The sequence below is a fragment of the Ruegeria sp. CK2 genome (genome assembly GCF_056536585.1).
In genome coordinates this window covers 18,197-43,809 of sequence record NZ_JBQFPW010000023.1, presented here as the reverse complement: position 1 = coordinate 43,809, position 25,613 = coordinate 18,197, and the positions used below count along the sequence as shown (strand labels likewise).

Below are 25,613 nucleotides of genomic sequence, written 5' to 3'. Positions count from 1 at the left end.
TTCGAAATTTCTTGACCCACCTTATCGATAGCACCCTTTAGAGCTGGCCGTGACCTAGCCCGAAGAGTATTCCTTCCGCGTTTGGGTTTGTTCAAACCTCGTTTCGGCAGCCTTTTCCTTTTCGCTGTCACCAAGCCAACATTGACAGTCAAATTTTACAGTTCCCGATGCATTGGTTGCGGGTATCGTGTCCAAGTCAGCATCGGGTGGGTTGAGTTTAGAGATCACTCCCTAATTCTAAACAGAGATCATGTTTAACCTGTCGTATGAAATCTCTGCCTCAATAGTTGGAGGAAACGGGTCTCTAAACGACTTAACGAAGAGTTCGTCCTTCGGATTGCTCCAAGGGGTCTATAGAACTGGGGGTGATCAAAGGGCAAAAAAACCAGACGGTCTTCCAGATAAGGTGTCGTTGTCGCCATTGGCATCGTGGTGATCAAATCAGTCTCGGCAACGATCTCTAGCACCGAGCGAATTGAATCGGTTTCACAGCCAATCTGCATTGACCGAACACCAGAGGCGATCATGGCTGCTTCAGTCTGTTGCCTCAGTAGGCTACCTCGTGAATGCGCAAGCCAGATCTGGGCTTCGAGATCAGATGACATGATTTGTTTGCGATACGTTAGCGGGTGGCCTACTCGGCACATTACTCTGACACCGTCATCGATGAGGTTTTCGAATTCCAACCCATCAACTTGCTCTGCCAGGTTCTCTGGCCCGAAGACGAGATCAACTTGGCCGCGCTTCAACATTGTCCGAAGTTCATGGACCAATCCAGTACGTATCTCGACACTACAATTAGGGTTGGCCCGAATGAATTTAGTTAAAACGCTGCTGAGAAACCTTCCCGACACAATCGGCGGTGCGCCGATACGCAATTCGCCCACGGAGCCTTTTGCTGCTTGATCCGCGACGATACCTGCTTGCTCTTCGGCCAAACGGATCGCCAGCCCGTTTCGAGCCAGCCGCAGAGCTAAGTTGTTAGGAATAGATCGGCGACCCTCCCTTTGAAACAGGGATGTACCCAGGCGGGCTTCCAGGGTCTTCATATTCCGGCTGAGCGCCGGTTGGGTTGTGCCAAGCCGATTGGCAGCGGACTGGAAAGAGCCAGCCTCGACAATAACGGACAACTGAGCCAGGTGCTTGGGATCTATTTTCATATCTGATTGTTATGTATAGAGCCGAATGTTTGATTATTCCATATAGTTTAAAACAGATAGTCTCGGGGCAACGTCTATGGGAGGACACAATGCTTTATTTCAAATTACCAAGCCGGATCATTCTGGCTGCCGCACTTGCAATGGCGCTGCCTGGAGTTGTCTCGGCAGAGATTTTCAAAGGTGAGACTGCCGGGGTTGGTGACCCGGTGCACACCATGTTTGTCGCCTTTTCGAACCAGGCCGGAAAGGTAGGTGTCGAGATTCAGGTGAATGCGGGGCAAACACTTACAAAGTCGATGCTCGAAGGGGGCAAGGGTGATATCGATTTTTTCTCGACCGTACCGTCTCTTGTCAATCTCATGGCTGGGCAAAAGAGGATGTACGAAAAGGTTGAGGGTGCGCCAGAATTCGCAAGTAACATCCGCGCTATTCTTGGCTTCAAGGCCGGGGCGTACCATCCTGTCACACTTTCCGGCTCGGGCATCGAAACATGGGACAACATCAAGGGTAAGACGGTCTTTACTGGGCCGCCTGCTGGTTCGGCTTCGGCTACGTCGGAAGCGTTGATCAAGATCATCACGGGATATGTGCCGGGCGAAGACTATACTGCGGTGCGCCTGAACTGGGGTGAAGGGTACGCAGCACTTGCAGATGGCAAGATCGACATGATGGTGCGACCGGCGGAAATCGGCTCCGCGAACATCGAACGGTTTGGCCTGTCAGGTGAGTTCCGCATTCTTTCCATCCCCGAAGACAAGATTGACAGTGAAGAGATGATGGCGCTGTTTGGTCGGCCCGGGCGTGGCATGATGCGGTTTGATGGTGACGTCTACAAAGGCCAGCTGACTGATGGAGAGATCACCGCACTTGGCTTCACACAATTTGTTGGCACCCATGCCGGTGTATCTGAAGACGTCGTATACGATGCGACTAAAGCGTTCTGGGAGAACCTTGATGAGGTTCATGCGACGGCGTTCTTCCTGAAGGACGTGACAAAAGAGAGCGCCTTTACCTCGGTCAATGTTCCGCTGCACCCAGGCGCCTTGCGCTATTACCAGGAAGCTGGGTTCTCAGTCCCCGACGAACTTCACCCCGATTCTTGATGCGCCGACAAGCCGGATTTTCAGCTCGGCCGACAAACGCACTTTTTGAAAGATGATCTGATGACGGATGCGATCCCTCTCGTTCGTTTCGCCCTGCGGCTGTTCTCTGCCGCCTCTGTGGCTGCTTGTTTAGCACTTGGCCTCATTACACTCTATTCTTCGGGCGTTGGGTTGATTGACCCGAAACTGCACCGGGCCATCGGATTTGCCTTGGCGCTGATCATCGCCGTTGCGGTTTCGCAAACACGTCGGGCCGATCAGGGAATATCGACGCAACTATACCTTGCCATTGATGCTGCCCTGGTCGTCGCCGGGCTCTGGTCGATCTGGTCGTTCCTTTTCGTTCAGACAGAAATGGAAACGGCATTATACGATGTCACTACCAAGGATGCGCTGCCTGCGCTCGCAGGTTTGGTTGTCTTGCTCGAGCTCTGTCGTCGCCTGTGGGGATGGGGCCTTTTCGCGGTCGGTACATTTGGCGTCCTGTATCTTTTGTTCGGGCAAGATCTGCCTGGCATTATGGCGCATTCCGGTTTCTCACTGAAAGAAGTCGCCGAAGCGCTCTGGTACAACACCAACAAGGGTGTTTTCGGTTCGATCACCAATATCGTGCTCAGTACTGTCTTTATATTTATCATCTTCGGCGTATTGCTCGAAGGTACAGGAGCGGGCGATACCCTGTTGAAATTTGCTTTTCTGGCCACGCGCCGCACGCGAGGTGGTCCGGCTCACGCCGCTATTCTGGCCTCGTCATTGTTTGGCACCATGTCGGGTTCGACCGTCGCGAACATCGTCGGAACCGGTACATTCACCATTCCTATGATCAAGAAGCGAGGATTTTCACCGACATTCGCGGCGGGAATCGAAGCAACGGCATCCTCGGGCGGTCAAATCATGCCGCCGATTATGGGAGCAGCGGCGCTTGTGATGGCCGATCTGACCGGGGTTGGCTACCTCAACATTATCATCGCGGCTCTGTTCCCCGCATTGTTTTACTATTTCAGTTTGTTTTCAGCCGTAACGGTCGAGGCGCGCAGACAAGGTATCGAAGTTCAAGAAATGACCGTAGATGACCACATTACCCGAACGGACATGATCAATTCAGTGCTGTTTGCCGGACCCATTCTTGTCGTGATCGGGTCACTGCTGTTCGGCCTGTCCACCTCCGCTGCCGGGTTCTATGCCGTCGTCGCTCTGTTGGGGCTTTCCGTCATCAATCCTGAGGTCAGAGGAGATCCTTCACGGATTTGGCGGTCTTTTCTCAAAGGGGCGGAAGCCGGAGCAACCCTGTTGATTGCCATTGCTGCCATCGGAATTCTTGTCGGGTCACTGGATTCTACCGGGCTTGGCCTGAAGCTGGCCAACATAATCGCGTCGATCCGGGGCGAAAGCCTGTTCTCTGCTCTGCTTGTTGCCATGGCTGGGGCACTGATCCTCGGCATGGGAATGCCGACACTACCCGCCTACCTCATCATCATTCTCGTGATGGGCCCGGCGATCCAGGCATTGGGAGTGTCAATGCTGACCGCACATATGTTTGTTTTCTACTATGGTGTTGCATCCTCACTGACACCACCTGTCGCAATCGCGGCCTATGCAGCGGCACCAATCGCCCGGGCGAATCCGCTGATGACCGCATTCATGTCGTTCCGGCTGGGTATGGCCAAATTCATCATCCCGTTCGTCTTTGCGTTCTACCCGACAATCCTGATCGTTGAGGAATTCAGTTTGCTGCCATTCCTGTGGATCGTCGCCCGCACTTGCTTTTGCATCTGGCTGTTTTCTTCGGCTTTGTCCGGATTTGATCGGCGCAAATTGTCCGTGCCGGAAATCGTGGTCCGCTTTGTGACTGCGTTCGCCTGTCTTGTGACCGAGCCTATGTTCCATTTGCCTGCCGTTGCGCTAGGCCTCGCACTCATAGCATTTGATGTCCGTGCGGGCCGGTCTGCGGCAACGAAAACCGAGGCAACCCAATGACAAAACAACCCAACTTTTTGTTTATCATCACGGACCAGCACCGGGCCGATCACCTTGGCTGTTATGGCAACAGACTTGTAAGAACTCCGAACATCGACAGGATCGCTGAAGGGGGCACTCGTTGGGACAGGTTCTATGTTGCTAACCCGATTTGCATGCCCAATCGTGCCTCGATCATGACCGGGAGAATGTGCTCAGTGCACGGGGCCCGTCATAACGGCATCCCGCTTTCAAAAGATCACACCACCTTTGTCGAATTGCTTCGCGACGCCGGATACAATACCGGACTGATTGGAAAATCTCACTTGCAGAGCTTTACCGGTCTGCCCGCAACCAAGAAGTTTGAAGCCAAAGAGGGGGCGTCCGCCCCATCCCAGCACCTGCGTGACGCGTACAAGAACAACCGCCATTCACCCGATTATGATCTGGAAGTCGCACCCAGGTGGGATACACCCTTGGCCGAGCGGTTAAAGGGTGATTTCTACGGGTTCGGTCATGTTGAAGTGTGCGCCGACCACGGGGATCAAGCCTCTGGTGACTATCTTCTTTGGGCCCGCGAACAGCACCCGGACTTCGATGGACTAACCGGCCCTGGAAATGCGCTTCCAAGCAATCGAATAGATGCACCACAGGCCTGGAGAACGGCGGTCCCCGAAGAGCTTTATTCCACGTCTTGGGTTGCCGAACGCTCAGAATCCTGGTTGACTCAACACGCAGAACAGGACGCTCCGTTCTTTCTGCAAATGTCTTTTCCTGATCCACATCACCCCTTCACTCCGCCCGGGCGTTACTGGGACATGTACGATCCCGCAGATGTTTCCTTGCCTGCATCCTTTGGCAAGGGCGACCTGCCCCCCATCAAAGCGATGCGCGACGCGATGAAGAAGGGAACCGATCCAAGGGACAACCAGAACCCGTTTGTCGTGACCGAGAACGAAGCCCGAGCCATTATCGCATTGACCTATGGCATGATCACCATGATTGACGACGCCATTGGCCGGGTTCTGGCGCGACTTGAGGCGTTGGGGTTGGCGAACAACACGGTGGTGATTTTTACCTCGGACCACGGGGACTACATGGGCGATCACGGCCTGATGCTGAAGCTGTTGCTACACTTTCAAGGGATCATCCGGGTGCCGTTCATTTGGAAAGATCCAGCGGCTTCGGCTGACGGGAAGGTAGAAATGGGCCTAGGCTCTTCCATCGATATTGCCGCCACCATCCTCGCCAGGGCCGGGATAACTCCTTTCAACGGCATACAGGGACGTGATTTGCTCACAACCGAACCACCTGAGGCAATCATCGTCGAAGAAGACAGTCAGCGCACTATGACAGGTTTTGAACGCCCACAGCGGGTGCGAACGGTGGTAACAGACAGATATCGAATGTCACTTCGTGAAGACGAGGAATGGAACGAATTGTATGATCTGAAACGCGACCCGGAAGAGGTCGTGAACTTGTTTGACGATCGTTCAAGCAAAGATGCCCGACACGCGCTGACCGAGGCGATGCTGCGTAGAATGATTGAACTCCAAGACCGCGCGCCCTTGCCCGCTTATCGGGCTTAATGCAACGCAGGAAACGTCAATGAGCCGCTAGCAGAACAAAATGAACCCGGCAATCAATAGCCCGGCTCCGAAATTTCGATACGATCTTAATTGATCGCGAGGATCTCGTAGTTGCTCACATTAGTAACGACACCGTCGTCCCAGCCGCCTTTGACCAGTTCGGAGGCTTGTGCATTAAGCAGTCCTGCAACCTGTCCTGCAAAATGGGCTTCGCGACCTGAGTTATCAGCGAAGATGTCGTAGATTGCGAAATTACTTTCGTCGATCTGAAGAGCAACCCAGAACAAGGTCTTTGGCTCGGTCTCAGCAACGATCGGGCCAGCTGCGGTCAAAAGAGCTGCCAATTCGTCAGCTTTGCCGGGTGCAGCTTCGATAGCGATATAAGTGGCTGTCGTTGCGCTGTAGAGATCAACAGGTGCCTTCGCAGAAAGCACATTCGAGTTGTATATGTTGGCAACGACGCCAGCATCCCATCCGCCGGCGACAAGAGCATCGGCGTTCTTATTCAGCGCACCTGCGACGACACCGGAGAAGTGCGCGTTCCGCGCTGCTTCATCGACGAATATGTCAAAGATCGCTAAAGTGTCATGATCTTGAAGTGCGAACCAAAGATCGGTTCCCGGCTCAGTTTTTTTCACCAAAGGCGCAGCACCGGCAAGAAACCGGGCGAAGGCTTCAGTTTGGCCGTCGGCGGCTGGCATTGTGATGTAGCTTGCGGTGTAGTTGTCCATGACATTTTCCTGTGCGTGAGAAGTCGTAGATGTTGCAATCAGTGCGATTGCGGTCAGTGCGATAAGGATATGAGTTTTCATTGGCCGTCTCCTGCTTTTGCAGTTTATCTGAATTCTTTTCGATGCACTTTTCTCACGATCGTTGCCTCAATCTCCAATAGCGAAATTCTATTCTATGATAGTTAAAAGCTATGGCCGTTGATGGTGATAAGGGTGTTGTCACGTTAACCGTCGTTCGGTTGCCGATGATATTATTTGGACGCAAGTGACATCGATGAATTCATCATCCATCAGCTACAAGCGTCACCGATTTCCCCCTCAGAGGATCTGTCGAAATCTTTGGCGTTGGTCAAAGCTAGCGCTCTGATTGGACGGATTTATTCCGCGAGCTCAGCAAATTGACAGAATCCACTTGTCGAAGATCCGAACTGACCTTTGCGGATCATGTTGGCTACTTCAATGCCCGCGAGTATCGCCGCTGCTGATATGAAGCTTTTGAAACCGAGCATCGGCTTCGTGAGCCGCTTGATGAAACGATGATCCTGCTCGACGATGTTGTTGAGGTATTTCGATCTAACGGTGTCGATCTGAACAGGTATCTGCAACCGTTTGAAAATCTTGTTTACCTCCTTGATCCCGGCGGCGTTCCTACGACGTCTGTCAATTGTAATTCGCGTTGGGATACCGTTGTGATACAGCGCATTGGCGAAGAATTTCTTGGCCGCGGCGGTGTCTCGCTTCGCCGACAACATGAAATCAAGGGGCTGGCCGTCACGGTCCACAGCGCGGTACAAATAGACCCATTCACCGCGAGCCTTCACATAGGTTTCGTCCATGCGCCAAGATTCAGCTGTCTTGGCCTTCCTTTTCTGCACCATCTGAGCGACCTTAGGCGAGTACTTTGCAACAGAGCCCACCGAGGCCGGTGCACCATGAAAAAGAACTCGCGCAAAGCAAGACCGCCCAAGAAAACGCCAGCACAGGCCAAAACCGTCTCGCCGCCGTGCAATCTGACGCCAGAGCTCTGTGACCGCCTGCGCAGAGATATGATGAAAGCTTGTCAGGCCGTGGCTGAAACTCATGGGCTGACAGTGGAAGGTGGCGATCTCGCGGATATCGACCTGCGCCACAGCTTCGAAATCAGTTTCCGCGTCGGCATTCCGATGGAAAACGGTGCGATCTACTCACCCGACAAGGCCATGTTCGAGGTTCTCGCGTCACATTTTGGGTTAGAGCCCTCCGACTACGGTCGCACCTTCCGGTCGAAAGATGAGCTCTTCCGCATCGTCGCCATCAACCCCAACAGACCAAAATATCCTATCAGCGCAGAACGCATCGCGGATGGCCGAGGCTTCAAATTCCCCGCCGACAATGTTGCGATGTATTTGCAGCGTTCAGGATTATGAAATGTACACCGTTTGTTCCGCCAAAAGCCCAAATATACAGCTTCGAGCCAGTCAGGCCAAAACCTCGCCTTGCGATGTCCAGCCAGCTCTGCCTTCAGCTTCTCGTTTTGATACGTCAGAGACTGAACCTCCGCCATCAAACGCTGGCTGACAGCCCGCAGTTCAGCGGGGTCGTCCGGCGCGGCACGAGGCTGGTGAGCATGTTTTGGGGTCACCGCTCACTCAGAAGGGTCGGCTATTTACCCCCTCGACCGACCCTTCAAGGCAGCAGCTACGCGACGCATTTCCAACCAAGGCAATCAAAAGTCAGCTTCAGCCTTATACGATGATGAAGACCACCCTATGAAGCTGCTCAATCCCTGCATCGACCATATGGTGACGCCTCAAACTCATTGACAACGCGCGTCAATATCCCAAACCACTCGGGTATTCTGGCAATTTGCGTAGAGGACTGAATACAGATCTCTCTCGCACGCGCAGCCATCTTGACCAGTTCTGGTGCACCCCGAGCGAGTGCGGCCATCTGAGCGGCGGCATTGGCTTCTATATTCGGCTCGCCAATAACAACGCCATTGACGCCATCTTTCACCTGCTTTCGCAGTCCAAAGGCAGTCGATACGATCAAGGGGCGTGACCTGAACAACGCCTCTGTTGAGGTCAGCCCGAAACCTTCCTCGCGAGACAATTGAAACACACCAAGTGCGTTTTGTTGAAGTCGGCCCACGATTTCGGCATTCACATTTGCATCATCCATCGACAGGCATGTTAGATATACTTTGTTTTTTATGTCCTCGGGCAAAGCCTCACACATTGCCTCACAGAGGCGATAGTATTTCTCGCCCTCGGGATCATCCGAAACACCTTTTGGGTCTGGCCCAGCCACCACCAATCGTGGAAGGTCCGGAGTATTAGCCTTGGTCTCATGGAATTGCGCATAAGCGTCGATCACACGATCAATTCCCTTGAGGGCATCCCAACGTGATACGTGCAAAAAATATCGAGACGCAAGAATACCAAGCAATGTAGATGATGCATGAGCTCCAAGGATTTGAGCCGCATCATTCAGTTGATCACCCGGAAGCTCTTCATAGTGCCGGTTTTTGTAGGAGAATGGGCATATAGAGGGTTGGATGAACTCCGTTGGCTTAGTTACATTGAATTGATACGCGGGGTCACTGAGGACAATCCGCTGGAACGGATGCAAAAACTCTGTCAATCGCGCCCAGGTCTCTCGCACCAACAGTTGCTTGTGAGGATGGCCAATATGACAGCGCCAAACGGCGGGGTGTGGGTGAGCTTTCAAAAAGCTAGCTGCAGCCCCAAGGGGTTGTGGATCGTGGACGAACAGCATGTCATCTGGCGCGATCAGACGTCCCAGTTCGGCCGACCCAGCCTCAGACTCCATCCGATAAACAGACATCAATGCGCCGAGATCTACACCACCTTTATTATGAAGTGCATTGTGCAAGCCTTTCGTGAATTGAAAGAACTCTTGGTCACACGGCTTGAACACGAGCCACCCCACTTCGAAACCAAGTTCACGCATAAGACATATATGAGACGGAAGCATTTCGGCGACCCCCCCGCCAAATGCGGTTGAGTTTATGTGCCAAATCTTGCGATCCCCAAGCGCATGGTGGAATTGCGCAGCAGCTTGTTTGACGCATTCAAGCAGTGCGCCATAGAGCCCAAGTTGTTCTTCGTATTTATCTAAAACTGACCCTTGAACGTTAACCTCATCAAAGCGAAGGCTGCGCGAAGTCGTGGTAACTATCATGCTTGTTGCCACTGCTCAACTTCTTGCGCACGCACTTGCATTGTATTGGCCTCCAAGAAGTTTTGGAAGTCAGGTAGCCAATCGATAATCTTGGGATGGCCATGAACCGCATCGCCGATACCGATACAATCGCACCCAGCAGCCACGGCTGATGCGACGCCTGTGTGGGAATCCTCAAATACCAGACACCGGTCGGGATCCACTTTACACTGTTTTAACATGGTCAAATACGGCTCCGGATATGGCTTTCCAAGCCGCACGTCTTCCGCCGTGATCATGACATCTGGTGGGATTATTCCTGCAACATGGAGCCGATGCATGGCAGAGATGCGCGAGGAAGACGTCACAATACAGCGATTATGTAGTGGGAGACTGTGGAAGAATTCCGCAGCGCCAGGAACAAGAGACAACCGGTCCATTGCGTCAACCTCGTATGCCGCGATCCGCTCTGCCTCACGTTGCGGCCAGAGCCCCGGGAGAATATCCGCTACAAGATCAACGTCCCGACGGGAACGAGATTTTCGGAGGACGTAGTTGGGACAGACGCGTTCTTCGATAGCCCAGCGGCGTAGCGCTGCCTCCACAACAGCTTCTGAGGCGACGAGGACGCCGTCGAGATCAAACGCAAAGCGGTCATAGCTCTCCATATCAAGCTGAATCATGATTGGTAATCTTCTAGAAGACCGTTGCGACGAACATCAAGCGACATGCAGTGCAACCCGCCACCCAATATCTGCCCGTGCCTCCAGCGCACAGGCATGGTATCAATTCCATGCTTCTCAAGCTTGCGCATTAATGGAATCTGCTCCTCTTGGAGCATCACTTTATCCGGTCCCAAAGACAATAAGTTCATCCCGATCGACTCACTGGCCAATGCGAGCATTTCACTATTACCAGAATGGGAGAGATCCATCGGATCATACCAGATCTTGTCCCAAGTGCGCATGAATTCCGGTAGTAAGTCGATGTTCAACCCGCGGTGAACAAGCAACAGTCCGGGACGTAGTGCCACGAGCTTTGCATCAATATGATTGTCAGCAATGTTGATCTCGTGGACGCGGTATTTCCCTTGAACGTGATTTTCTAGCCAAACGCGTCCTAACCGGTGATTTTCAGTGGAGCAATTAAACACTAGATCGCGCCCGAGACGGAGGATCTGCGCACCATCGAACATGGCTTCGAACTTCTGCAACTTGGGAGCTTCTTCAGTGTAGCCGCGCTCGATTGCGTAGCTGAAATCGAAGTTCTCTTCGCGCATTTGAGACCTTGGCACAGCCGTGTATCGCGCTCCATTGCGCATGTACTCGGTGAACATCTCTTTATAGAGATCCGCTTCGAAATAACGGCTGCGCACCATCGGTGGCGTTTCAATGATCTCGTTGTCTAAGACGATGAAAACGTCGCGAGTCATCATCGCATGGCCGAACGGAGCTTCCCACCAAGGCGATTTGGTGATCATCACATCGCTTAGCACCTCAGGCCGACGAACAAAGATACCCTCACCCTTAAGCTTACCTGTAATGCCCTCCAAATCCTCCAATGCCTCATCGCGAATTTGGTTCGTCGGCTTACCGCCAAAAGTCTTCCAAGTGCCGGTTTCGTCTTCGAAGTAAACCTCTTTCCCAATATTGTCGTGAAAAAACAGCCGAAAGGAAACATCGTTGGAGTAGTCGAGATCGAAGGGAACGCCAATGACAACTTCTTCAAGCGGATCCCACCCATTGTGTGAGTTCACCGTTGCGGTCAATACTTGGTCTTTCATAGTCGGTCTCCTCTATAGTTGCCCAATGATGTTTGTTGGAAAGGCACGCTTGTTCGGTCGCGCAAAAGGCATCTTTGCAATATTCGATGATCGAGGCATCGGATATTTGGTCGTCGAGGTTGACTGCTGTCGCGTACTCCACCAGGCAACGGTCCAATGAGGCGTGAAGCATATTAAAAAATTCGACATTCATAGCCACGTTAGACATGTAAGTGGCTGGATATCCAATATAAATCCCGTTGCGAAGGCAGGCTTGCGCAAATGCTTCGCCATGTGCTTTACTTGGTAAAATGATGTCAAACATCGTTTCTTTTCCGAGCACACGGGCAGGTATACCGTGGCGTTTAAAAGCTGCTTCAAACAACCGTTTCAAAGCATGGCCCCGGTCTTCTAACAGCGACGGGATAAAAGCCTGTTTGAAGATGTCTTGCGTGATATTTGCCGCGACAAATGCCCGGTTCTCCCGCAAGTACGTATTGCCGAGATAGGCGGTATTTGCCCCGGTCATCGCGGCCTCGGTTCCTATGACTGCCGACAGACCCACGCCTTGTGCCAAACCCTTGGCCAACGTGACCAGATCCGCCGGAATGCCATGTGCTTGGCAATATCCCCCCTTTGCATAGCGCAGGCCGCACAACACTTCATCTACGATCAGTAAAGCACCTTCTGCATGCGCGAGACGGGCGGTTTCGTGCAATAACTCTGGCCCAAAAACAGACGGCTCTGGTGTAAAGAACACGGCAGCGACTTTACCTTTGTGGTGACCTAACTGTTCCTTTAAGAGACGGAGGTCATACTGAAAATCTTGTATGTTTGTATCCGCCGCTGGAGCGTTTTGTGACCAAGGCGGTTGTTGAAAAGTATCATGCCAACCGTGAAAGCCTGCCGTTAGAATTACCGGTCGATTTATTGTGTACCGGGCTATCCGCACGGCAGCTTCGGTGGCGCAAGATCCTGTACGCAAAAAGAACACTCGATCATGTTCTGGAAATTGCTTAAGCAAGTTGCGCGCCAATTTTTGACGTTGCTCGCCTACGGGTGAGGGAAGAATGTCAGTTTCCTTCATCATCGCACCTGCGAAGCGCGATTTGAAGCCCACGTCGTTGCTCCCAAGCGGAGATGCTCCGCTGCAGGAGGTCAGGTCCAAATAGACCTTGCCATCGATATCTTCAGCAATAGCTCCATTTGCGGTACGGAAAATGATAGGAGACCGGGATTCACGCTCCCAATCGGTGAGATAGCCAGTGACTTCAATATCTGACATACGAACGGCTCCCTTTTAGCAAATCGAAGATGCCATCCGACGCGCATTGGCCATGATGGTATTGGTTGGGTTGCTGCTGCCGGCAAAGTTCATGACCGATCCGTCCATTGTGAACAGATTGTCGATTCCGTGAAATTTGCCCAAAGAATCAACGACGGAATGCGATGGATCGTATCCGGCGCGAAGTGTTCCATGTAGGTGCGAACTGCCCTTAGCATGTTCGAAAGGTTCGCGTGAAATCTTGGACGCGCCAAGGTTGCGCAGCACATCTTCCGCTCGCTCAGCCAGAAACTGGATCCGAGCCAAATCCATATCGGAATTACGGTACTCAAACCGAATACGCTGCACACCCATTTCGTCGGTTTCATCGCCCAGAATGATACGGTTATGCGACCAAGGTTCCTCACCCGCGATATAGTGGAGACGGATTAAACCGCAATTTGCCTCTGGCGTGGCCAAATTGGCCTCATAAATCAAACCGGCGAACCCACTTGGCGCCTGTTCATTTTCATAGAATGCGTCTGTGTACACCGTGGCGTGCGGGCCCCAATGTGGCGATGAGAAGGTATCATCGCCACTAGCATGGCCCGTGGAATACCCGCTAATCTTGAACGACAAACCACGTCCAACAAGATCATAATTGTTACCCAAACCATTAGGTGCGTGCGGCCCTTTTGATCTCAGCATCAAGGCGGCGGACTGAATAGCATTACAACAAACAATAACTTTGTTTGCTGGCAAAAAAAGTGTTTCAGAGGTCAGGGCTACCAAGCATTCCACACCATCCACGACATTTGAAGTTTTTTGCAAGATACGATTTACGAAGCATCCGTAGAACACTGATATCGAGCCTGACAGTCCGCTATCGCCCAAGATATCGCGCGTAAATACGGACGCTTTCGCAGAATTTGGGCATACTCGTTCATCACATGCCGAGCATTTGGAGCACCCCCCCTCCATTCCTGGGTGCAAGATTGCCAATGGAATGCTCTTTGGCTTCATTCCAAGATCGCGCATAGATTCAGCAATCCGCAGACCTCGTGCACTTGCCGGGTAAGCAGGAAAACCATTTGTGCCACTAACACGCAATAATTGCTCTATCTCGGTGTAGAATGGCTCAAGATCTGCCAGTTTGATTGGCCAGTCTATTTTTAAGTCTGAGGAAATATAATATGATGCTGACAAGTCTGGTTGCTGATACCGAAACGTAATGGCGTCGTAAAATTGCATACCACCGCCAACGCAACACGCCGTCCAGGGGTCACCATCGACGGCATTATCTTCAGTAATAGCTTTGCTGTAGGGTGCTTGGTGAGCGTGATGAATTTGACCAGGAAACGTGAGCCCACCATACTCTAAAATTGCGACATTCTGACCATTTTCAGCAAGCGTCCGCGCAACGATCATTCCGGAGGGTCCCGATCCAACAACCAACGCATCAAATTGCGAAAAGTCTACTTTAGATGACAAGATATGCGAAATATGTGTCACTCTAAATAGTTCCCCATGCCATATCGATAATGATTTGACTGCAAGTTCATGGCCCGCAAAAACCCAACAAGTAATCGAGTTACTAGGATGCGGTACTCTGTTGAGGTATTCGTAACTGGCCCTTCTCATTTCGATCTATCCTCAAAAATGAGGGGTTGAATTTGGCCATGCCTGCACCATGCGCTTTCCGAGATTGACGTATTGCCCCTAAAATTTCCGCGTTCAGATTTGGAGTTCGCTCACCCTTGAAGTAGCTGGTCGAGTAGCAAACGAACGCGCAAGAACCGTTTCGCGGAAACCCAAATAACTGGGATAATCTTCATCAAACGCTATGATCTGCTTTGACGGCTCAGCAGGATCGCTAAGCGAAAGGCCTCATAGCTGCTTCGCGCTACGGAACGCCATGATTGCCATCAGTGCCGCCGCACACGCCAATCCGGCACAGAATCCTATCCAAACACCTGGTGCGCCAAGTTCAACTGGCCCGGCCAACGCCATCCCCCCACCAAGTCCGACTACCCAGTAGCATGTTGTGCTAAGAACCATCGGCAAAACCGTTCGCCGAAGACCACGCAGAGAATGAACAAATACGATCTGCCAAGCGTCAAACAAGAAGAAAGGTGCGGTCCAGCGTAGTAGCCCGACCATCAAGTACTGCGCCTCGACCGACGTCTGAGAGCCGGAGAAAACACCGACCACAGCATCTGCGAATACACCGACTATGACGGCTAGCATAGCAGCAGCTGCGCCCGACACTCCACCACCCAGAAGAAGCAGGCGGGAGAGGTAACGATCTCCAGCTGCACGTGCAGCTGCGATGCGTGCCGATAAAACCTCACCCAAGGCACCGCTCATTGCGTAGTTTAATTCCATCACAGCGAAAACGACCGAGCCTGCAGCAAGCCACAGTTCAGAGTAGAGGCCGAGCAAATAGAGGACAACGATGAACAGAACGCTTTCGAGCGCCTGCTGCGCCCCGGCCGCCCAACCCACACGTAGGATCTCAGCAGCTGTCCGCATAGTCGCCATAAATTGGAAAGCCCTAAAACGCACAAAACGGACGCGCATTGTATAGCCCAACAGAGCAGTCGCCGCCGCCGCGTTTACGGCAGTCGTGGCCCATCCCGCCCCGGCGACACCGAGACCGTCCCAAGAGCCCGAACCATGAACGAGGACGATGCTACCTACAAGGTTGCACAGCACGATTCCGATAGACAGCCATGTAATTGCACCAGTATGACCAACGGCGTTCAAGACGTTCTTCAGCGCTACAAACAGTAAGGCAGGGGCTATGGCCCAAGCCAGCACGCGGGCATACGCATCGAACGCGATAACGAGGTCCGCTTCATATCCGCTAACAGTGAGAATGCGTCCCGCGCCATGCCCGATCAGCACAGCAGCCAACGTAATTGGTACTCCCACAATGATCGATGCGACAACCACGCTTCCGCAGTGGTCTGGGTCGGGCCTTTCCGCCATAAGAACAGCACCAATTGATAGTACTGCGAAGCCGACCACCATAACAGACAGTAGGATTGTCTTAGCTAAACCCACGGCAGCTAATTCGGTAGTGCCGAGTGATCCAACCACGGCAAGGTCGGTCAAGCCGACTAGGATTTCGGTAAGGTAGAAAGCGCCAATGGGAAGCGACATCCTCACAAGAGATCGTGCAGTGATTGAAGGAGTTGATGATTGCGTGTCAGACATAGAGATACCGTGCGTTTGCACAGTCACCCTAAGAGCTGATGACCGAGGGCCGCCGAATACAACCAGCGGGGTAGCTTACCAAGGGTGTGGATATCAACTGTCTGTAGAAAGATCAATCGTTACGAAGCTGTTCTTTATACGAGGCGCATTACCATGCAGTTCGAGCTCGATCTGGGCCTTCGCTGTCCCATATGCACCTCGTATGACAATGAACACTGGGCTCGAAAAGCCCGGTCGCATTCGTACGGAAGGTGCTTAAGCAAGTACCAGGGATGGCACAAAAGCGTGACCGATCCACCGTCAACGAGGGTTGACATATACCCTGACATCTCGGTTACTTACCGCAGCATTAACGATGTACAGGTTGATGAATGCTCGAAGGTATGTCGTGGTGCCAGGAGGAATTGCCTGGCATTGTGGACCCAAGCGAACTCCTGCGATCTTGCCAAAAGTTTCTTGGATCGATTGGTGTAACTGACGTGTCTCACCTAAAAACCAATCTCATGGGGCATTGTCACGTACAGACCACTTACCCAGAGAAATGGCTTTGCCACTATACCGAGAATGCGTTGCACGAAGTTGACCCCGCAATTCCGATGGGTCGGCGACAACCCAGCCTGGTTGAGTGGCAATCAGATGGATGCCGCCACCGGGACGCGGATTTTTTTGAAAAAGCGTCTAGCTTCGGCGTTCCACGCCAGGGCGCAACTGTAACCTTTACGAGCCATACTGGGATTTCAGCATTTTCACTGGCTTCTGATCAGCCCAAAGAGGAGTGGGTACACATTTTTGAGGCCCATAAATCAGAGCTGAACCTGATTGCCATGGCTTACTGTATCAAAGCCTCTCAATTGAATGGCACGGTGCATCTAACGCCCCGAGAAAAAGAAGTTCTGTTATGGGCGGCACGCGGAAAAACATCTTGGGAAACTGCAAAACTACTGGCTTTGAGCGAAGCGACAGTTAATCAACACTTACGCAATACGATGGCGAAGTTAGACGCTAGCAATCGAGTGCACTGTGTCGCCAAGGCTATTGATATGGGACTACTGCACACAGTTGATTTGTAAAACTTCAGACTTGATCTGACGGACATCTCAGCTTGCGTTGCTGAGAACGGTTTGTGCACTGTCCGATGGGTCGTGCGTTTTGATCGTCTTCTCGACAGCGATGTGTAACGTGTCACGCGGCCTGTTGAGCACATCGTTCAGCCGCGCGCGGATTGACGGTTTGCTACCGCCTTCCTGGCTGTCTTCATCACTCGCGTCTCCCGATAAGTCCAGGGTTGCGCGCAGACGCTCACTGAGCAACTGATGCTGCAGCAAGTAGGAAAGGCCACTTTCTTTTCAAGCAATCAAAGTGAAGGGCGACCTCGCAATCTTCGGGTAGAAGCGAGGGGCTCTGTTGCAAACTTTTGAGCATGGCGAGCTGATTCAGCGATCGCATCGGTGTTAGCCAGCTAGTTCGGCGAATTGCTGAAACGGACGGAGTCCGGGCGTAAATTGACCTTTGCGGATCATGTTAGCCACTTCGATTCCAGCCAGAGTTGCCGAAGCTGAATTGAAGGATTTGAAACCAAGCATCGGACGGGTTCGCCTTTTGATGAACCGGTGATCTTGCTCTACGATGTTATTGAGGTATTTGCGCCTGACCATCTCGATGGGAATGGGACATCCAAAGCCTTTGAGCATTTTGTTGATGGCCTTCAGGCCCGCAGTATTGGCGCCGCTTTAGTCGATGACAATCTTCCGTGGCAACCCGTTGACTTCCAGCATCCGGGCAAAGAACTTCGTAGCAGCTGGCTTGTTGCGCCGATCAGACAGCATGAAATCAAGGGTCTTGCCGTGTTTGTCGACGGCGCGGTAGAGATAGACCCAATTGCCCTTCACCTTGATGTATGTCTCGTCCATTCTCCAGGAGTGGTCGCATGGTCTTTTGCGTCTACGCGCTGCTTCAACAATGGCACCAGAGTATCGCGTTACCCATCGGTTCAGCATGGTATGATCCACGAAAACACCCCGCTCTCCCATGATTTCTTCCAGGTCGCGATATGAAACGCCGTAGCGCACATAGAAGAACACCGCGAACAGGATCACATCCTTCGGATATTGTACGCCTTTGAAGGAAATCATGAGCTGACTTTCGACTGGTTATCGCTGCTGACCACTCGCGCGCCAACCCAACAATCGTCAATGTCAAAAGTTTGCGACAGAGCCCCGTAAAAATGCTACCCGTCAATAGGTTTTACTTTTAAAGAGCATTATTATTTCTTTTTGCGCACTATAATGGTGCTCTCAGGAGTTTAGTATTATTCCCGATAAGTATCCCTTATCATGTTATTTGAAATCTGACCTAAATTGACGCAGAATGGGCACATGAAGCCCCCTGCCCCATATCTCCCCGCCGCCTCCCCTGCCCTGTCCCAGGCAGACCAGGACGCCCTGACCGACCTCTATGTGCGTGGCACGCCCGCCAATACATTGCGGGCTTATGAGCGCGACCTGCTCTACGTAACAGCGTGGAAAGAGGCACGCTTTGGATCGGCGTTGGGCTGGCCCGAGAGTGAAGCCACGGCGCTCAGCTTCATTCTCGATCACGCCCGCGATCTTGGCGACGCGCCAGAAGAGGACATCGCGCGACAGGCGGCAGAGGCACTGATCGCGCAAGGGCTGCGCAAATCGCTGGCCTGCCCGGCTCCCTCAACCCTGGACCGTCGCATCGCCTCCTGGTTAGCCTTTCATCGGATGAAGAACCTCCCCAGCCCGTTTGGCGCGCCGCAAGTCAAACAGGCCCGCGCCAAGGCGCGCCGTGCCGCCGCCCGCCCCCCTGCCCCGAAGTCACAGCATCCGATCACCCGCGACATTCTCGAGCAGCTGCTGGCCACCTGCCGGGGCTCCCGCCGCGATTGCCGCGACCGGGCGATCCTGATGCTGGGCTGGGCCAGCGGCGGGCGGCGCCGGTCCGAGATCACCGGGTTGATGCGCGAAGATGTCAGTTTGAAAGCGTTTGAAAAGGAAGGTCTGGTCTGGCTCTCGCTGCTGGAGACCAAGACCACAGCCAAAGGTGAAACGCCGCGGCTGGTGCTGAAAGGCCGCGCAGCCCAGGCGCTGGTCCATTGGATCGAGGTTGGACAGATTAAGAACGGGCCACTGTTCAGACCAGTCTCAAAAGCGGATCGTGTGCTGAAACGTCGGCTTTCGCCAGATGCGATCTATCAGATCGTCAAACATCGACTCCAGTTGGCAAGGTTGCCGGAGGATTTCGCCTCGCCGCACGGTCTGCGTTCTGGGTTCCTAACCCAAGCCGCACTGGACGGTGCCCCAATCCAGGCCGCCATGCGCTTGTCTTTGCATCGCTCCATGGCCCAGGCGCAGAAATACTACGATGATGTCGATATTGCTGAAAACCCGGCAACGGACATGCTGGGGTGAGCACTTACTAAGAGTTCAATGGAATGCCAGCCTGAGGGAAACTCTGACTGCGATGCCTATGTCTTTTTCCCTGCCGCATCCGTCAAAGTGGCCAGCGCGGAAACATGTCGTGGCAAATTACAACGGGAATGCAAGATATCGACTATGATCACACTATCCGGCTGGTCCAAGTAAACCAAGAAATGCTCTCCCGCCCGTACATATCTGAGATCCGCCGCCTCCCCGACCAAAATGGAACAACTGCGGCTGGCCACCCTGCCCTCCGTGATGGCCTGACATCGCGCTATCAGTTCTTGTTCATAAAGATCGGCCTGATGCGGTCCAAACTTGTCGATTGTCCATCGGGCAATTTCCACCAGGCTGGATTCAGCACGGCGTGTCAGTCGAAAGGGTCTATTCACGCTTTGGATCGTGCCCTTGCAAAGGCACGACGGATCGCATCAGAACCGCTGCCTTCTGCCAGATCTCCGACCTGAGCCTGCGTCACACCCTCCTGCAGGCCTTGTTTGAGAGACACCAGTCCTGCTTCTTCCCGCTCCAGAAGACGAAGGCCCGCACGCAACGCTTCACTGGCGTTTTGATAACGACCGGACGCAACCAGATTCTGCACCAGTTGATCCTGCGATTCTGTAAGTACAACATTGCGGGTTACCACGGCATAAGCCTCCTGATTGGCAGTATATGCCAACGAGGGGGTTGGTTCAACAGTTGAGAATTCCACACGCGGCAATTTGATCGAGCTGTTCTTATTGCCGGCCTGACAGAGCAGATGAGTACCCACTGTCGTGGCTGGGTAAACCATCACCCCTTTACTTTCGCACATTCCAAACACCGGGCCGACCTCCTTGCCCCGAACGCCTATCCGATCACCCTCGATATTTCCGAACAGCAGATGGTCACCAGCCAAGGTTCGCACCGAGACTGCCGTGACCGGGCGATCCTATTACCGGACTGAACTCAGATAGATGGCAGCGTTCGGTATTCGGCGCGATTTATTTTTTTGGAGGGGAGTGTCACTGAAGGAATTCAACGAGAATGACATAATTTAGATGTCGCCGCAGGTAGTCGAGACCAACCAAAAGGGCGAGGCTCCACGGTTGGTGCGGAAAGGCCGCGCAGCGAGGGCGCTGGCGTGTTGGATCGAAGTGGGTCAGATCGAGGACAGCCCCCTGTATCACACGGTCTTGAAATCTGGCTGGATACGGAAACACCGCCTCAACCCGGACGCCATCGCCCAGATCGACAAACACCGACTGAAGCTAACAGGACTACCGTAGGATAATGCCTCACCGCAGGGGCTGCGTTCGGGTTTCCTGACTCAAGCCCCGCAGGACGGCGCTCCGATCAAGACCGGCTTGCACCTATCTCACTGGCCCAGAAATGCGGTGACGATATCGCCCAGAACCCGGCTGCGGATTTGTTGGGGTGTGATTCAACCAATCAGCTCAACTAACCCCCTACCCTTCCCTGATACCCTTCTCACAACGCACCTCGCTCATTCATGACACAGCCTTCGGCAGGACATGCTCCACTCAAAGCGGAGCATTTAGCGAAGTTTCACGCGCATGCCTGCTTGATCTGCGGAAGATCCACCTCTGATTTGAGAGCCCACAATTCTCTTCTACCGGGTTTACAACTGTAAACCACCCTGCTCTGATACAAAGCGCATGTAGTCTGCCGGTCAGCGCAGCCCACAATATAGGCGAAAATTCTTGACTTAGGGTAGTGAATCACGGCTGTTTGTCTCAAGTGGCGCGAAAATGACCACATTCTTTAATTTGAGGCAACTACATGATTCCCGTGACACCACTTACGGCAGATCGACCATCGGCACTCGCCACGGAAATTTCCGAGAGATTGAACTCGGCTATCCGAGAGCATCTTCTTGCTGCCTTTGCACCTGACAACACAAAATCACTACGCACATTCGCAGCACCAGAAGCGGCCGAACTTTTGGGCGTCTCGGGTCAATTCATGCGCAAGGTCCACTCAGAAGGTACAATTCCTGAACCAAAAGACGTGCGAAGCGGTCGACGTTACTATACTGCGCAAGAGCTTTGGGAAGCACGTGAAACGCTTGAGAAGACCTCGCGCAAACAAGGACGCTACATCCCTCGCCGGACGGAAGGAGAGAAACTTCAAGTCTGGCAGTTGATGAACTTCAAAGGCGGTAGCAGCAAAAGCACTACAACAATTCATCTGGCTCATTTTTTCGCGCTTCGCGGATACCGTGTGCTGGCCGTTGACCTAGACCCCCAAGGCTCGCTTACATCCATGTGCGGCATCAGCCCTGAAATCGAGTTCGATGGGCTAACGATATACGATGCCATTCGCTATGAAGACCCGGTTAATATGGCAGATGTCGTGCTTCCGACATATTTCCCCGGATTGTCTGTGGCACCGTCACGGCTTGTTCTTTCTGAATTTGAGACGGAATCCGCCGTCCACTCTAACCCTGACCATCCGTTTTTTACGAGAATACGGAATGCTCTGGCCCAAGTGGAAGACGATTTTGACCTTGTTCTTATTGATAGTCCACCACAACTCGGGTTCCTAACCATCGCGGGGATGGCTGCCGCCAGTTCTTTGCTCGTGCCCTTAACACCTTCTATGTTGGACGTGTCTTCGACAGCTCAATTTCTCGAACTTGCTGGTGCTTATATGGCTGTCATTGAAGACGCCGGCGCCACTCTCGAATACGACAGCTTCAAGTTCCTTATAACACGTGACGAGCCAACAGACGTTCCATCTCAACAGCTGGCTTCGTTCATGCGAGCACTGTTTCAGGACCGCGTTATGTCTGCAACGGCTCTGAAGAGCACTGCGATCAGTGACGCAACAATGCTCAAGCAGTCGATCTACGAGGTTGTGCGTTCGGAAATGACACGCGCAACCTATGACCGGGCAAAGAACTCAATGGATGCGATCGGCTCTGAGGTAGAGCAAATGATCCACCAAGCATGGGGACGTAGCTAATGGCTAGAAAATCTCTTCAAGAAATGTCGGGTATAGCGAGCACGATTGCACGTTCCGGATCTAAGACCGCAGACAGACCGGTAAGAGCCAACGCCCCTGCTCTCGGTGCGCTTCAAGGATCCCTTGCCGCAATTAGGGAAATTGACCCATCTCTCATTGACGATTGGGGACCGATTGATCGGCTTGGTGAGTTTACAGCTGTAAACCCTGATGAAGATGACGATAGCTTTGAGAGTTTGAAATCGAGCATCCAAGACGGCGGTCAACAAGTGCCCATCCTCGTTCGGAAGTCGAAAACCGAAGGTCGTTACGAGGCGATTTATGGGAGGAGAAGGCTCAAAGCATGTCGTGAGCTCAAAATCAAAGTTCGCGCCAATGTTCAAGATATCGACGATGCGTCGGCGCTCCTTGCCAAAGGCCTTGAAAACGCAGCGAGGCGCAACCTGTCCTTCTACGAAAAAGCTCGCTTTGCGGAAGCAATTCAGACCGCTGGGCATGATACAGCCACGGTGAAACGAGTTCTGAACCTGTCAGCATCAGGATTGTCCCACCTTACTAAGGTCACGCAAAACGTTCCTTTTGAGGTCGGAGAAATGATCGGCGCCGCTCCAAAGTCAGGCCGCCCGAAGTGGACTGCACTTGCTGAGCACTTCTTGGCAGGCAAGCTGACAATTGAAGACGCAACGGACTTGCTTCAAGCCGTCGTGCCATCGGTTTCCTCAGATGACCGGCTGGAAACCCTACTTAAAGCGGCCGCAAAACGTGGTGCCCGACGAAAGGACGGCGTTGGTGAAACCAGCCCCATTGATGGCGTGACTATCAAGTCCGGCAGCGGGTCTCTTACATTGTCAGTTAGAAAGACAGGTTCGAACGCGGATTTTGCTGAGTGGTTGGACAAAAATCTGACGAAAATCATCAAGAGATCACACGCCGAGTTTACAGCTGTAAACAACAAGCAAAATAACTGAGGACGAGCAGAAAGGAGGAAGGCAAGCAAAGAAAAACCCCCGAAACCGGAGCTTCGAGGGCTGCTGCGCTAAGCGCAATTCTTAGATTAGACACCTAGAATCTAGCAGTCCCCGAATCGCCATACAAGAAAAAACGCTCCTGAGCGAACGGGTATTTTTTGTCTGCTGACATAAACTCATGAAAACAGCGACAGCAATGGCTCCGTCAGGAGCAACCTTGTCGAGCGCGACAGGGCAGGGGACTTATACGCCCAAGAAATGGATTCTTCTTCGAGCCGTTGAAGAGGCGAGAGAGCCGCTTGGGCTGAAGTCCACTTCTCTCAACGTCCTAAGAGCAATGATTTCCTTTTTGCAAGGAGATCAGATTTCAGTCGATCAGGATGATGAGCATATCTGCTTCGCATCCAACGCCGCGATTGCCAAACGAGCCCATGTCAGCGTTCCAACTGTTGAACGTCATATCTCGACTCTGGCCAAGCTTGGGATTGTCCGACGCGTAATGAGCTCAAATGGTAAACGTTGGGCACGCCGAGACCGACAGGGCAGGGTGGTCACAGCGACCGGTCTTTCCCTGATGCCATTGTCTGAAAGGCATGCTGAGTTCCTCCAGGAAGCCCAGAAGCATGCTGACCGCGTTCTCGAATTCACGTTACTCCGCGACAAGGTATCGGCCGCTCTGGCTCGTCTGAAAGAGCTTGTAGCAGACGGTGGCTCTATCACAGATTTGATGACCTCCGTGCGCAATGCGCTGCGCCGTAAGCCGGATGCGCGTGTCCTCCGGAAACTTCTGGCTGAAATCTCTGTGGAAATCTCAGAGATAACACCGGCTCATACCGAAAAAATGAGGGCCTATGACCATAAAATTGAGGGGCACAAAGAGGACTCTTTGAATCCGATAGTTAAGAAAGAAAAACACTCTCATGTTCAAGTTTCTCCAGATCAAATGGAGCGCAGCTTTCCACGTTTGTGCTCGGAACTTCGCTTTGCCCGGGATCAGTCACATTGTGACCGGCTTATGGACGATATCGCCGAGTACTTACGATTTGGTCAGACCTGGTATGCTATGAAATCGACATATGGCCCAGCTCTCCGTTTCATGGTGCTCGGATATATTTTTCAACGAGCTGAGAATATAAAATCTCACCAAGCTTATTTGATCTCACTGATCTCGAAAATCGATCGGGGAGATATGCAACCAACCGCATTGTTGGCGCATAGTTCAAAAGTCCGCGGCAGTGCAGGCCATACCCATGATATCTCCTCACGCTCATGAGTTCAGAACAACAGATGTAGTTCATGCCATCGGTCTATTGTGAATTGACTGCCAATGTATTACATTGTACTACACTGCGGAAACAGGTGATTGCGATGAGTACCAGCCCATATTCAATCCGTCTCGATGAAGACCTGAGAAAGACCCTGGAACGGGAAGCTGCGATCGAAGATCGACCGCCTGCACAACTCGCCGTACGGGCAATTAGAATGATGTTAGAATCCAAGGCCGCTAAACGTGCAGCCATTGATGCGGCTGTTGAAAAAGCAGACCAAGGCATGTTCATCACGGCAGACGAAATGAATGCCTGGATAGACAGCTGGGATACCGAGAATGAACTTTCGGCTCCGGTAGCAAGCGGGCAATCCAATAGCCAATGAAGATTGTATTTCTCGAAGATACGGCCCGGGACATTCAATGGTTCCGTTACTACTACACGTCAGTTTTTCCTGAAGGCAGCGAAAGGGCACGAGCTCAGCTCAAAGCCATTCAGCTTACTCTTGCAGCCAACCCTTATGCAGGTCACTCAAGTGACACACGCCAAGACATACGGGAGCTTTCAGTGCCGCGAACCCCATTCACGCTGATCTATCGTGTAATGCCCACTCAGATAGAAATTCTGCGTCTCTGGGATACCCGCCAGGGCGCGGATTACTGAAATCAGGAGCTTAAAATGGTGGCGTCAAGCGGGCAGGCAACTGAGCCTACTCTGCTGTTTGATCGCTAGATTCTGAACAAAGGGCGGAAATTCGACGAAGCTCGAAGTTCGCGCTTGCGGCGAATGACCGCAAAACGAGCTGCAACCTGAACGGTCGGTGAATGGCCGTCGCTAAGTCTCGCCATGGGGCAGCTGTACATGCAATCCAGAAAACGCCACCAAGAACAAGGTGGTGGTTGATCGGTTTGCGCTCATTCGGGGCACGGACCGAAAGGATGAACCGTTCAATGAACACCCACTCCTCGTCCGACATTGGGTTTCGTGCCAAGCTGGTCTCCATTGCAGATACCGGCTAGAATCA

22 protein-coding genes and 2 pseudogenes are annotated in these 25,613 nt (G+C 52.6%); 12 read left to right on the top strand and 12 right to left on the bottom strand.

Annotation, left to right across the window (positions count from 1 at the left end; all coding sequences use genetic code 11):
- Positions 1–254 precede the first annotated feature (254 nt).
- Positions 255–1,160, bottom strand: a complete 906-nt coding sequence (locus ACR0BU_RS23225) for a LysR family transcriptional regulator (RefSeq protein ID WP_480739215.1) — start codon at positions 1,158–1,160, stop codon at positions 255–257.
- Between the two features lie 89 nt (positions 1,161–1,249).
- Here ACR0BU_RS23225 and ACR0BU_RS23220 point away from each other — a divergent pair, with 89 nt between their 5' ends.
- Genes ACR0BU_RS23220 through ACR0BU_RS23210 form a run of 3 tightly spaced genes read left to right on the top strand, consistent with a single transcriptional unit; the run spans position 1,250 to position 5,808 of the window.
- Positions 1,250–2,263, top strand: a complete 1,014-nt coding sequence (locus tag ACR0BU_RS23220) for a TAXI family TRAP transporter solute-binding subunit (protein ID WP_480739216.1) — start codon at positions 1,250–1,252, stop codon at positions 2,261–2,263.
- Positions 2,264–2,323: 60 nt separating this feature from the next.
- Positions 2,324–4,240, top strand: a complete 1,917-nt coding sequence (locus ACR0BU_RS23215) for a TRAP transporter permease (RefSeq protein ID WP_299084091.1) — start codon at positions 2,324–2,326, stop codon at positions 4,238–4,240.
- Positions 4,237–5,808, top strand: a complete 1,572-nt coding sequence (locus ACR0BU_RS23210) for a sulfatase family protein (protein WP_480739218.1) — start codon at positions 4,237–4,239, stop codon at positions 5,806–5,808. Before ACR0BU_RS23215 ends, ACR0BU_RS23210 begins: the two co-directional genes overlap by 4 nt.
- Positions 5,809–5,894: 86 nt before the next feature.
- On the opposite strand, the gene ACR0BU_RS23205 is transcribed toward ACR0BU_RS23210, so the two are convergent.
- The gene (locus ACR0BU_RS23205; protein ID WP_480739219.1) at positions 5,895–6,620 is read right to left on the bottom strand and encodes a putative quinol monooxygenase; all 726 of its coding nucleotides are present in this window, start codon (positions 6,618–6,620) and stop codon (positions 5,895–5,897) included.
- A 296-nt stretch (positions 6,621–6,916) separates the two neighbouring features.
- Positions 6,917–7,447 (bottom strand): annotated as a pseudogene (locus ACR0BU_RS23200) (IS6 family transposase); the annotation flags it as partial.
- 24 nt (positions 7,448–7,471) lie between these two features.
- Between ACR0BU_RS23200 and ACR0BU_RS23195 the strand changes: the two are divergent.
- Positions 7,472–7,945, top strand: a complete 474-nt coding sequence (locus ACR0BU_RS23195; protein WP_480739220.1) for a hypothetical protein — start codon at positions 7,472–7,474, stop codon at positions 7,943–7,945.
- A gap of 352 nt (positions 7,946–8,297) precedes the next feature.
- Here the strand turns inward: ACR0BU_RS23195 and ACR0BU_RS23190 are convergent, their stop codons facing one another.
- The 6 genes from ACR0BU_RS23190 to ACR0BU_RS23165 all read right to left on the bottom strand — a co-directional run bounded on the left by ACR0BU_RS23190 (position 8,298) and on the right by ACR0BU_RS23165 (position 15,892).
- Positions 8,298–9,722, bottom strand: coding sequence for a glycosyltransferase (locus tag ACR0BU_RS23190; protein WP_480739222.1), 1,425 nt, complete (start codon positions 9,720–9,722; stop codon positions 8,298–8,300).
- Positions 9,719–10,384 carry an HAD-IA family hydrolase gene (locus tag ACR0BU_RS23185; RefSeq protein ID WP_480739223.1) on the bottom strand — a complete coding sequence of 222 codons (666 nt, stop codon included), beginning with the start codon at positions 10,382–10,384 and terminating at the stop codon, positions 9,719–9,721. The genes ACR0BU_RS23190 and ACR0BU_RS23185 overlap by 4 nt, the downstream gene beginning before the upstream one ends.
- Positions 10,381–11,484 (bottom strand): hypothetical protein, encoded by a 1,104-nt coding sequence (locus ACR0BU_RS23180; protein WP_480739225.1) that lies wholly within the window; start codon positions 11,482–11,484, stop codon positions 10,381–10,383. Before ACR0BU_RS23180 ends, ACR0BU_RS23185 begins: the two co-directional genes overlap by 4 nt.
- The gene (locus ACR0BU_RS23175) at positions 11,426–12,748 is read right to left on the bottom strand and encodes an aminotransferase class III-fold pyridoxal phosphate-dependent enzyme (RefSeq protein WP_480739227.1); all 1,323 of its coding nucleotides are present in this window, start codon (positions 12,746–12,748) and stop codon (positions 11,426–11,428) included. The genes ACR0BU_RS23180 and ACR0BU_RS23175 overlap by 59 nt, the downstream gene beginning before the upstream one ends.
- 15 nt (positions 12,749–12,763) lie before the next feature.
- A complete protein-coding gene (locus ACR0BU_RS23170) occupies positions 12,764–14,239 on the bottom strand; it encodes a GMC oxidoreductase (protein WP_480739228.1) in 1,476 nt (491 codons plus the stop codon).
- Between the two features lie 375 nt (positions 14,240–14,614).
- Complete coding sequence (locus tag ACR0BU_RS23165) at positions 14,615–15,892, bottom strand: MATE family efflux transporter (RefSeq protein WP_480739229.1); 1,278 nt, start codon at positions 15,890–15,892, stop codon at positions 14,615–14,617.
- Positions 15,893–16,317: 425 nt separating this feature from the next.
- On the opposite strand from ACR0BU_RS23165, the gene ACR0BU_RS23160 reads away from it, so the two are divergent.
- Positions 16,318–17,016, top strand: a complete 699-nt coding sequence (locus tag ACR0BU_RS23160; protein WP_480739231.1) for a helix-turn-helix transcriptional regulator — start codon at positions 16,318–16,320, stop codon at positions 17,014–17,016.
- A gap of 381 nt (positions 17,017–17,397) precedes the next feature.
- Here ACR0BU_RS23160 and ACR0BU_RS23155 read toward each other — a convergent pair.
- Positions 17,398–18,078: pseudogene (locus ACR0BU_RS23155) on the bottom strand (IS6 family transposase).
- A 243-nt stretch (positions 18,079–18,321) separates the two neighbouring features.
- Here ACR0BU_RS23155 and ACR0BU_RS23150 point away from each other — a divergent pair.
- Entirely contained in the window at positions 18,322–19,377 is a 1,056-nt protein-coding gene (locus ACR0BU_RS23150; protein ID WP_298937416.1) for a tyrosine-type recombinase/integrase, read from the top strand.
- Between the two features lie 56 nt (positions 19,378–19,433).
- Here ACR0BU_RS23150 and ACR0BU_RS23145 read toward each other — a convergent pair whose 3' ends face one another.
- The gene (locus ACR0BU_RS23145) at positions 19,434–19,778 is read right to left on the bottom strand and encodes a type II toxin-antitoxin system RelE/ParE family toxin (RefSeq protein ID WP_298937417.1); all 345 of its coding nucleotides are present in this window, start codon (positions 19,776–19,778) and stop codon (positions 19,434–19,436) included.
- Positions 19,775–20,032 (bottom strand): type II toxin-antitoxin system ParD family antitoxin, encoded by a 258-nt coding sequence (locus tag ACR0BU_RS23140; protein WP_298937474.1) that lies wholly within the window; start codon positions 20,030–20,032, stop codon positions 19,775–19,777. The genes ACR0BU_RS23145 and ACR0BU_RS23140 overlap by 4 nt, the downstream gene beginning before the upstream one ends.
- 394 nt (positions 20,033–20,426) lie before the next feature.
- Here ACR0BU_RS23140 and ACR0BU_RS23135 point away from each other — a divergent pair, with 394 nt between their 5' ends.
- The 6 genes from ACR0BU_RS23135 to ACR0BU_RS23110 all read left to right on the top strand — a co-directional run bounded on the left by ACR0BU_RS23135 (position 20,427) and on the right by ACR0BU_RS23110 (position 25,252).
- Positions 20,427–20,654 carry a site-specific integrase gene (locus tag ACR0BU_RS23135; RefSeq protein ID WP_298937418.1) on the top strand — a complete coding sequence of 76 codons (228 nt, stop codon included), beginning with the start codon at positions 20,427–20,429 and terminating at the stop codon, positions 20,652–20,654.
- A 514-nt stretch (positions 20,655–21,168) separates the two neighbouring features.
- Positions 21,169–22,353: a plasmid partitioning protein RepA gene (gene repA / locus ACR0BU_RS23130; protein ID WP_037317392.1), complete on the top strand. Its 1,185-nt coding sequence runs from the start codon at positions 21,169–21,171 to the stop codon at positions 22,351–22,353.
- Positions 22,353–23,321, top strand: a complete 969-nt coding sequence (gene repB / locus ACR0BU_RS23125) for a plasmid partitioning protein RepB (protein ID WP_298937419.1) — start codon at positions 22,353–22,355, stop codon at positions 23,319–23,321. Before repA ends, repB begins: the two co-directional genes overlap by 1 nt.
- A gap of 178 nt (positions 23,322–23,499) precedes the next feature.
- Positions 23,500–24,594 carry a helix-turn-helix domain-containing protein gene (locus ACR0BU_RS23120; RefSeq protein WP_298937420.1) on the top strand — a complete coding sequence of 365 codons (1,095 nt, stop codon included), beginning with the start codon at positions 23,500–23,502 and terminating at the stop codon, positions 24,592–24,594.
- Positions 24,595–24,617: 23 nt separating this feature from the next.
- The gene (locus tag ACR0BU_RS23115) at positions 24,618–24,974 is read left to right on the top strand and encodes a CopG family ribbon-helix-helix protein (RefSeq protein ID WP_298937421.1); all 357 of its coding nucleotides are present in this window, start codon (positions 24,618–24,620) and stop codon (positions 24,972–24,974) included.
- Positions 24,971–25,252 (top strand): type II toxin-antitoxin system RelE/ParE family toxin, encoded by a 282-nt coding sequence (locus ACR0BU_RS23110; protein WP_170555473.1) that lies wholly within the window; start codon positions 24,971–24,973, stop codon positions 25,250–25,252. The genes ACR0BU_RS23115 and ACR0BU_RS23110 overlap by 4 nt, the downstream gene beginning before the upstream one ends.
- The last annotated feature ends 361 nt before the right edge of the window (positions 25,253–25,613 follow it).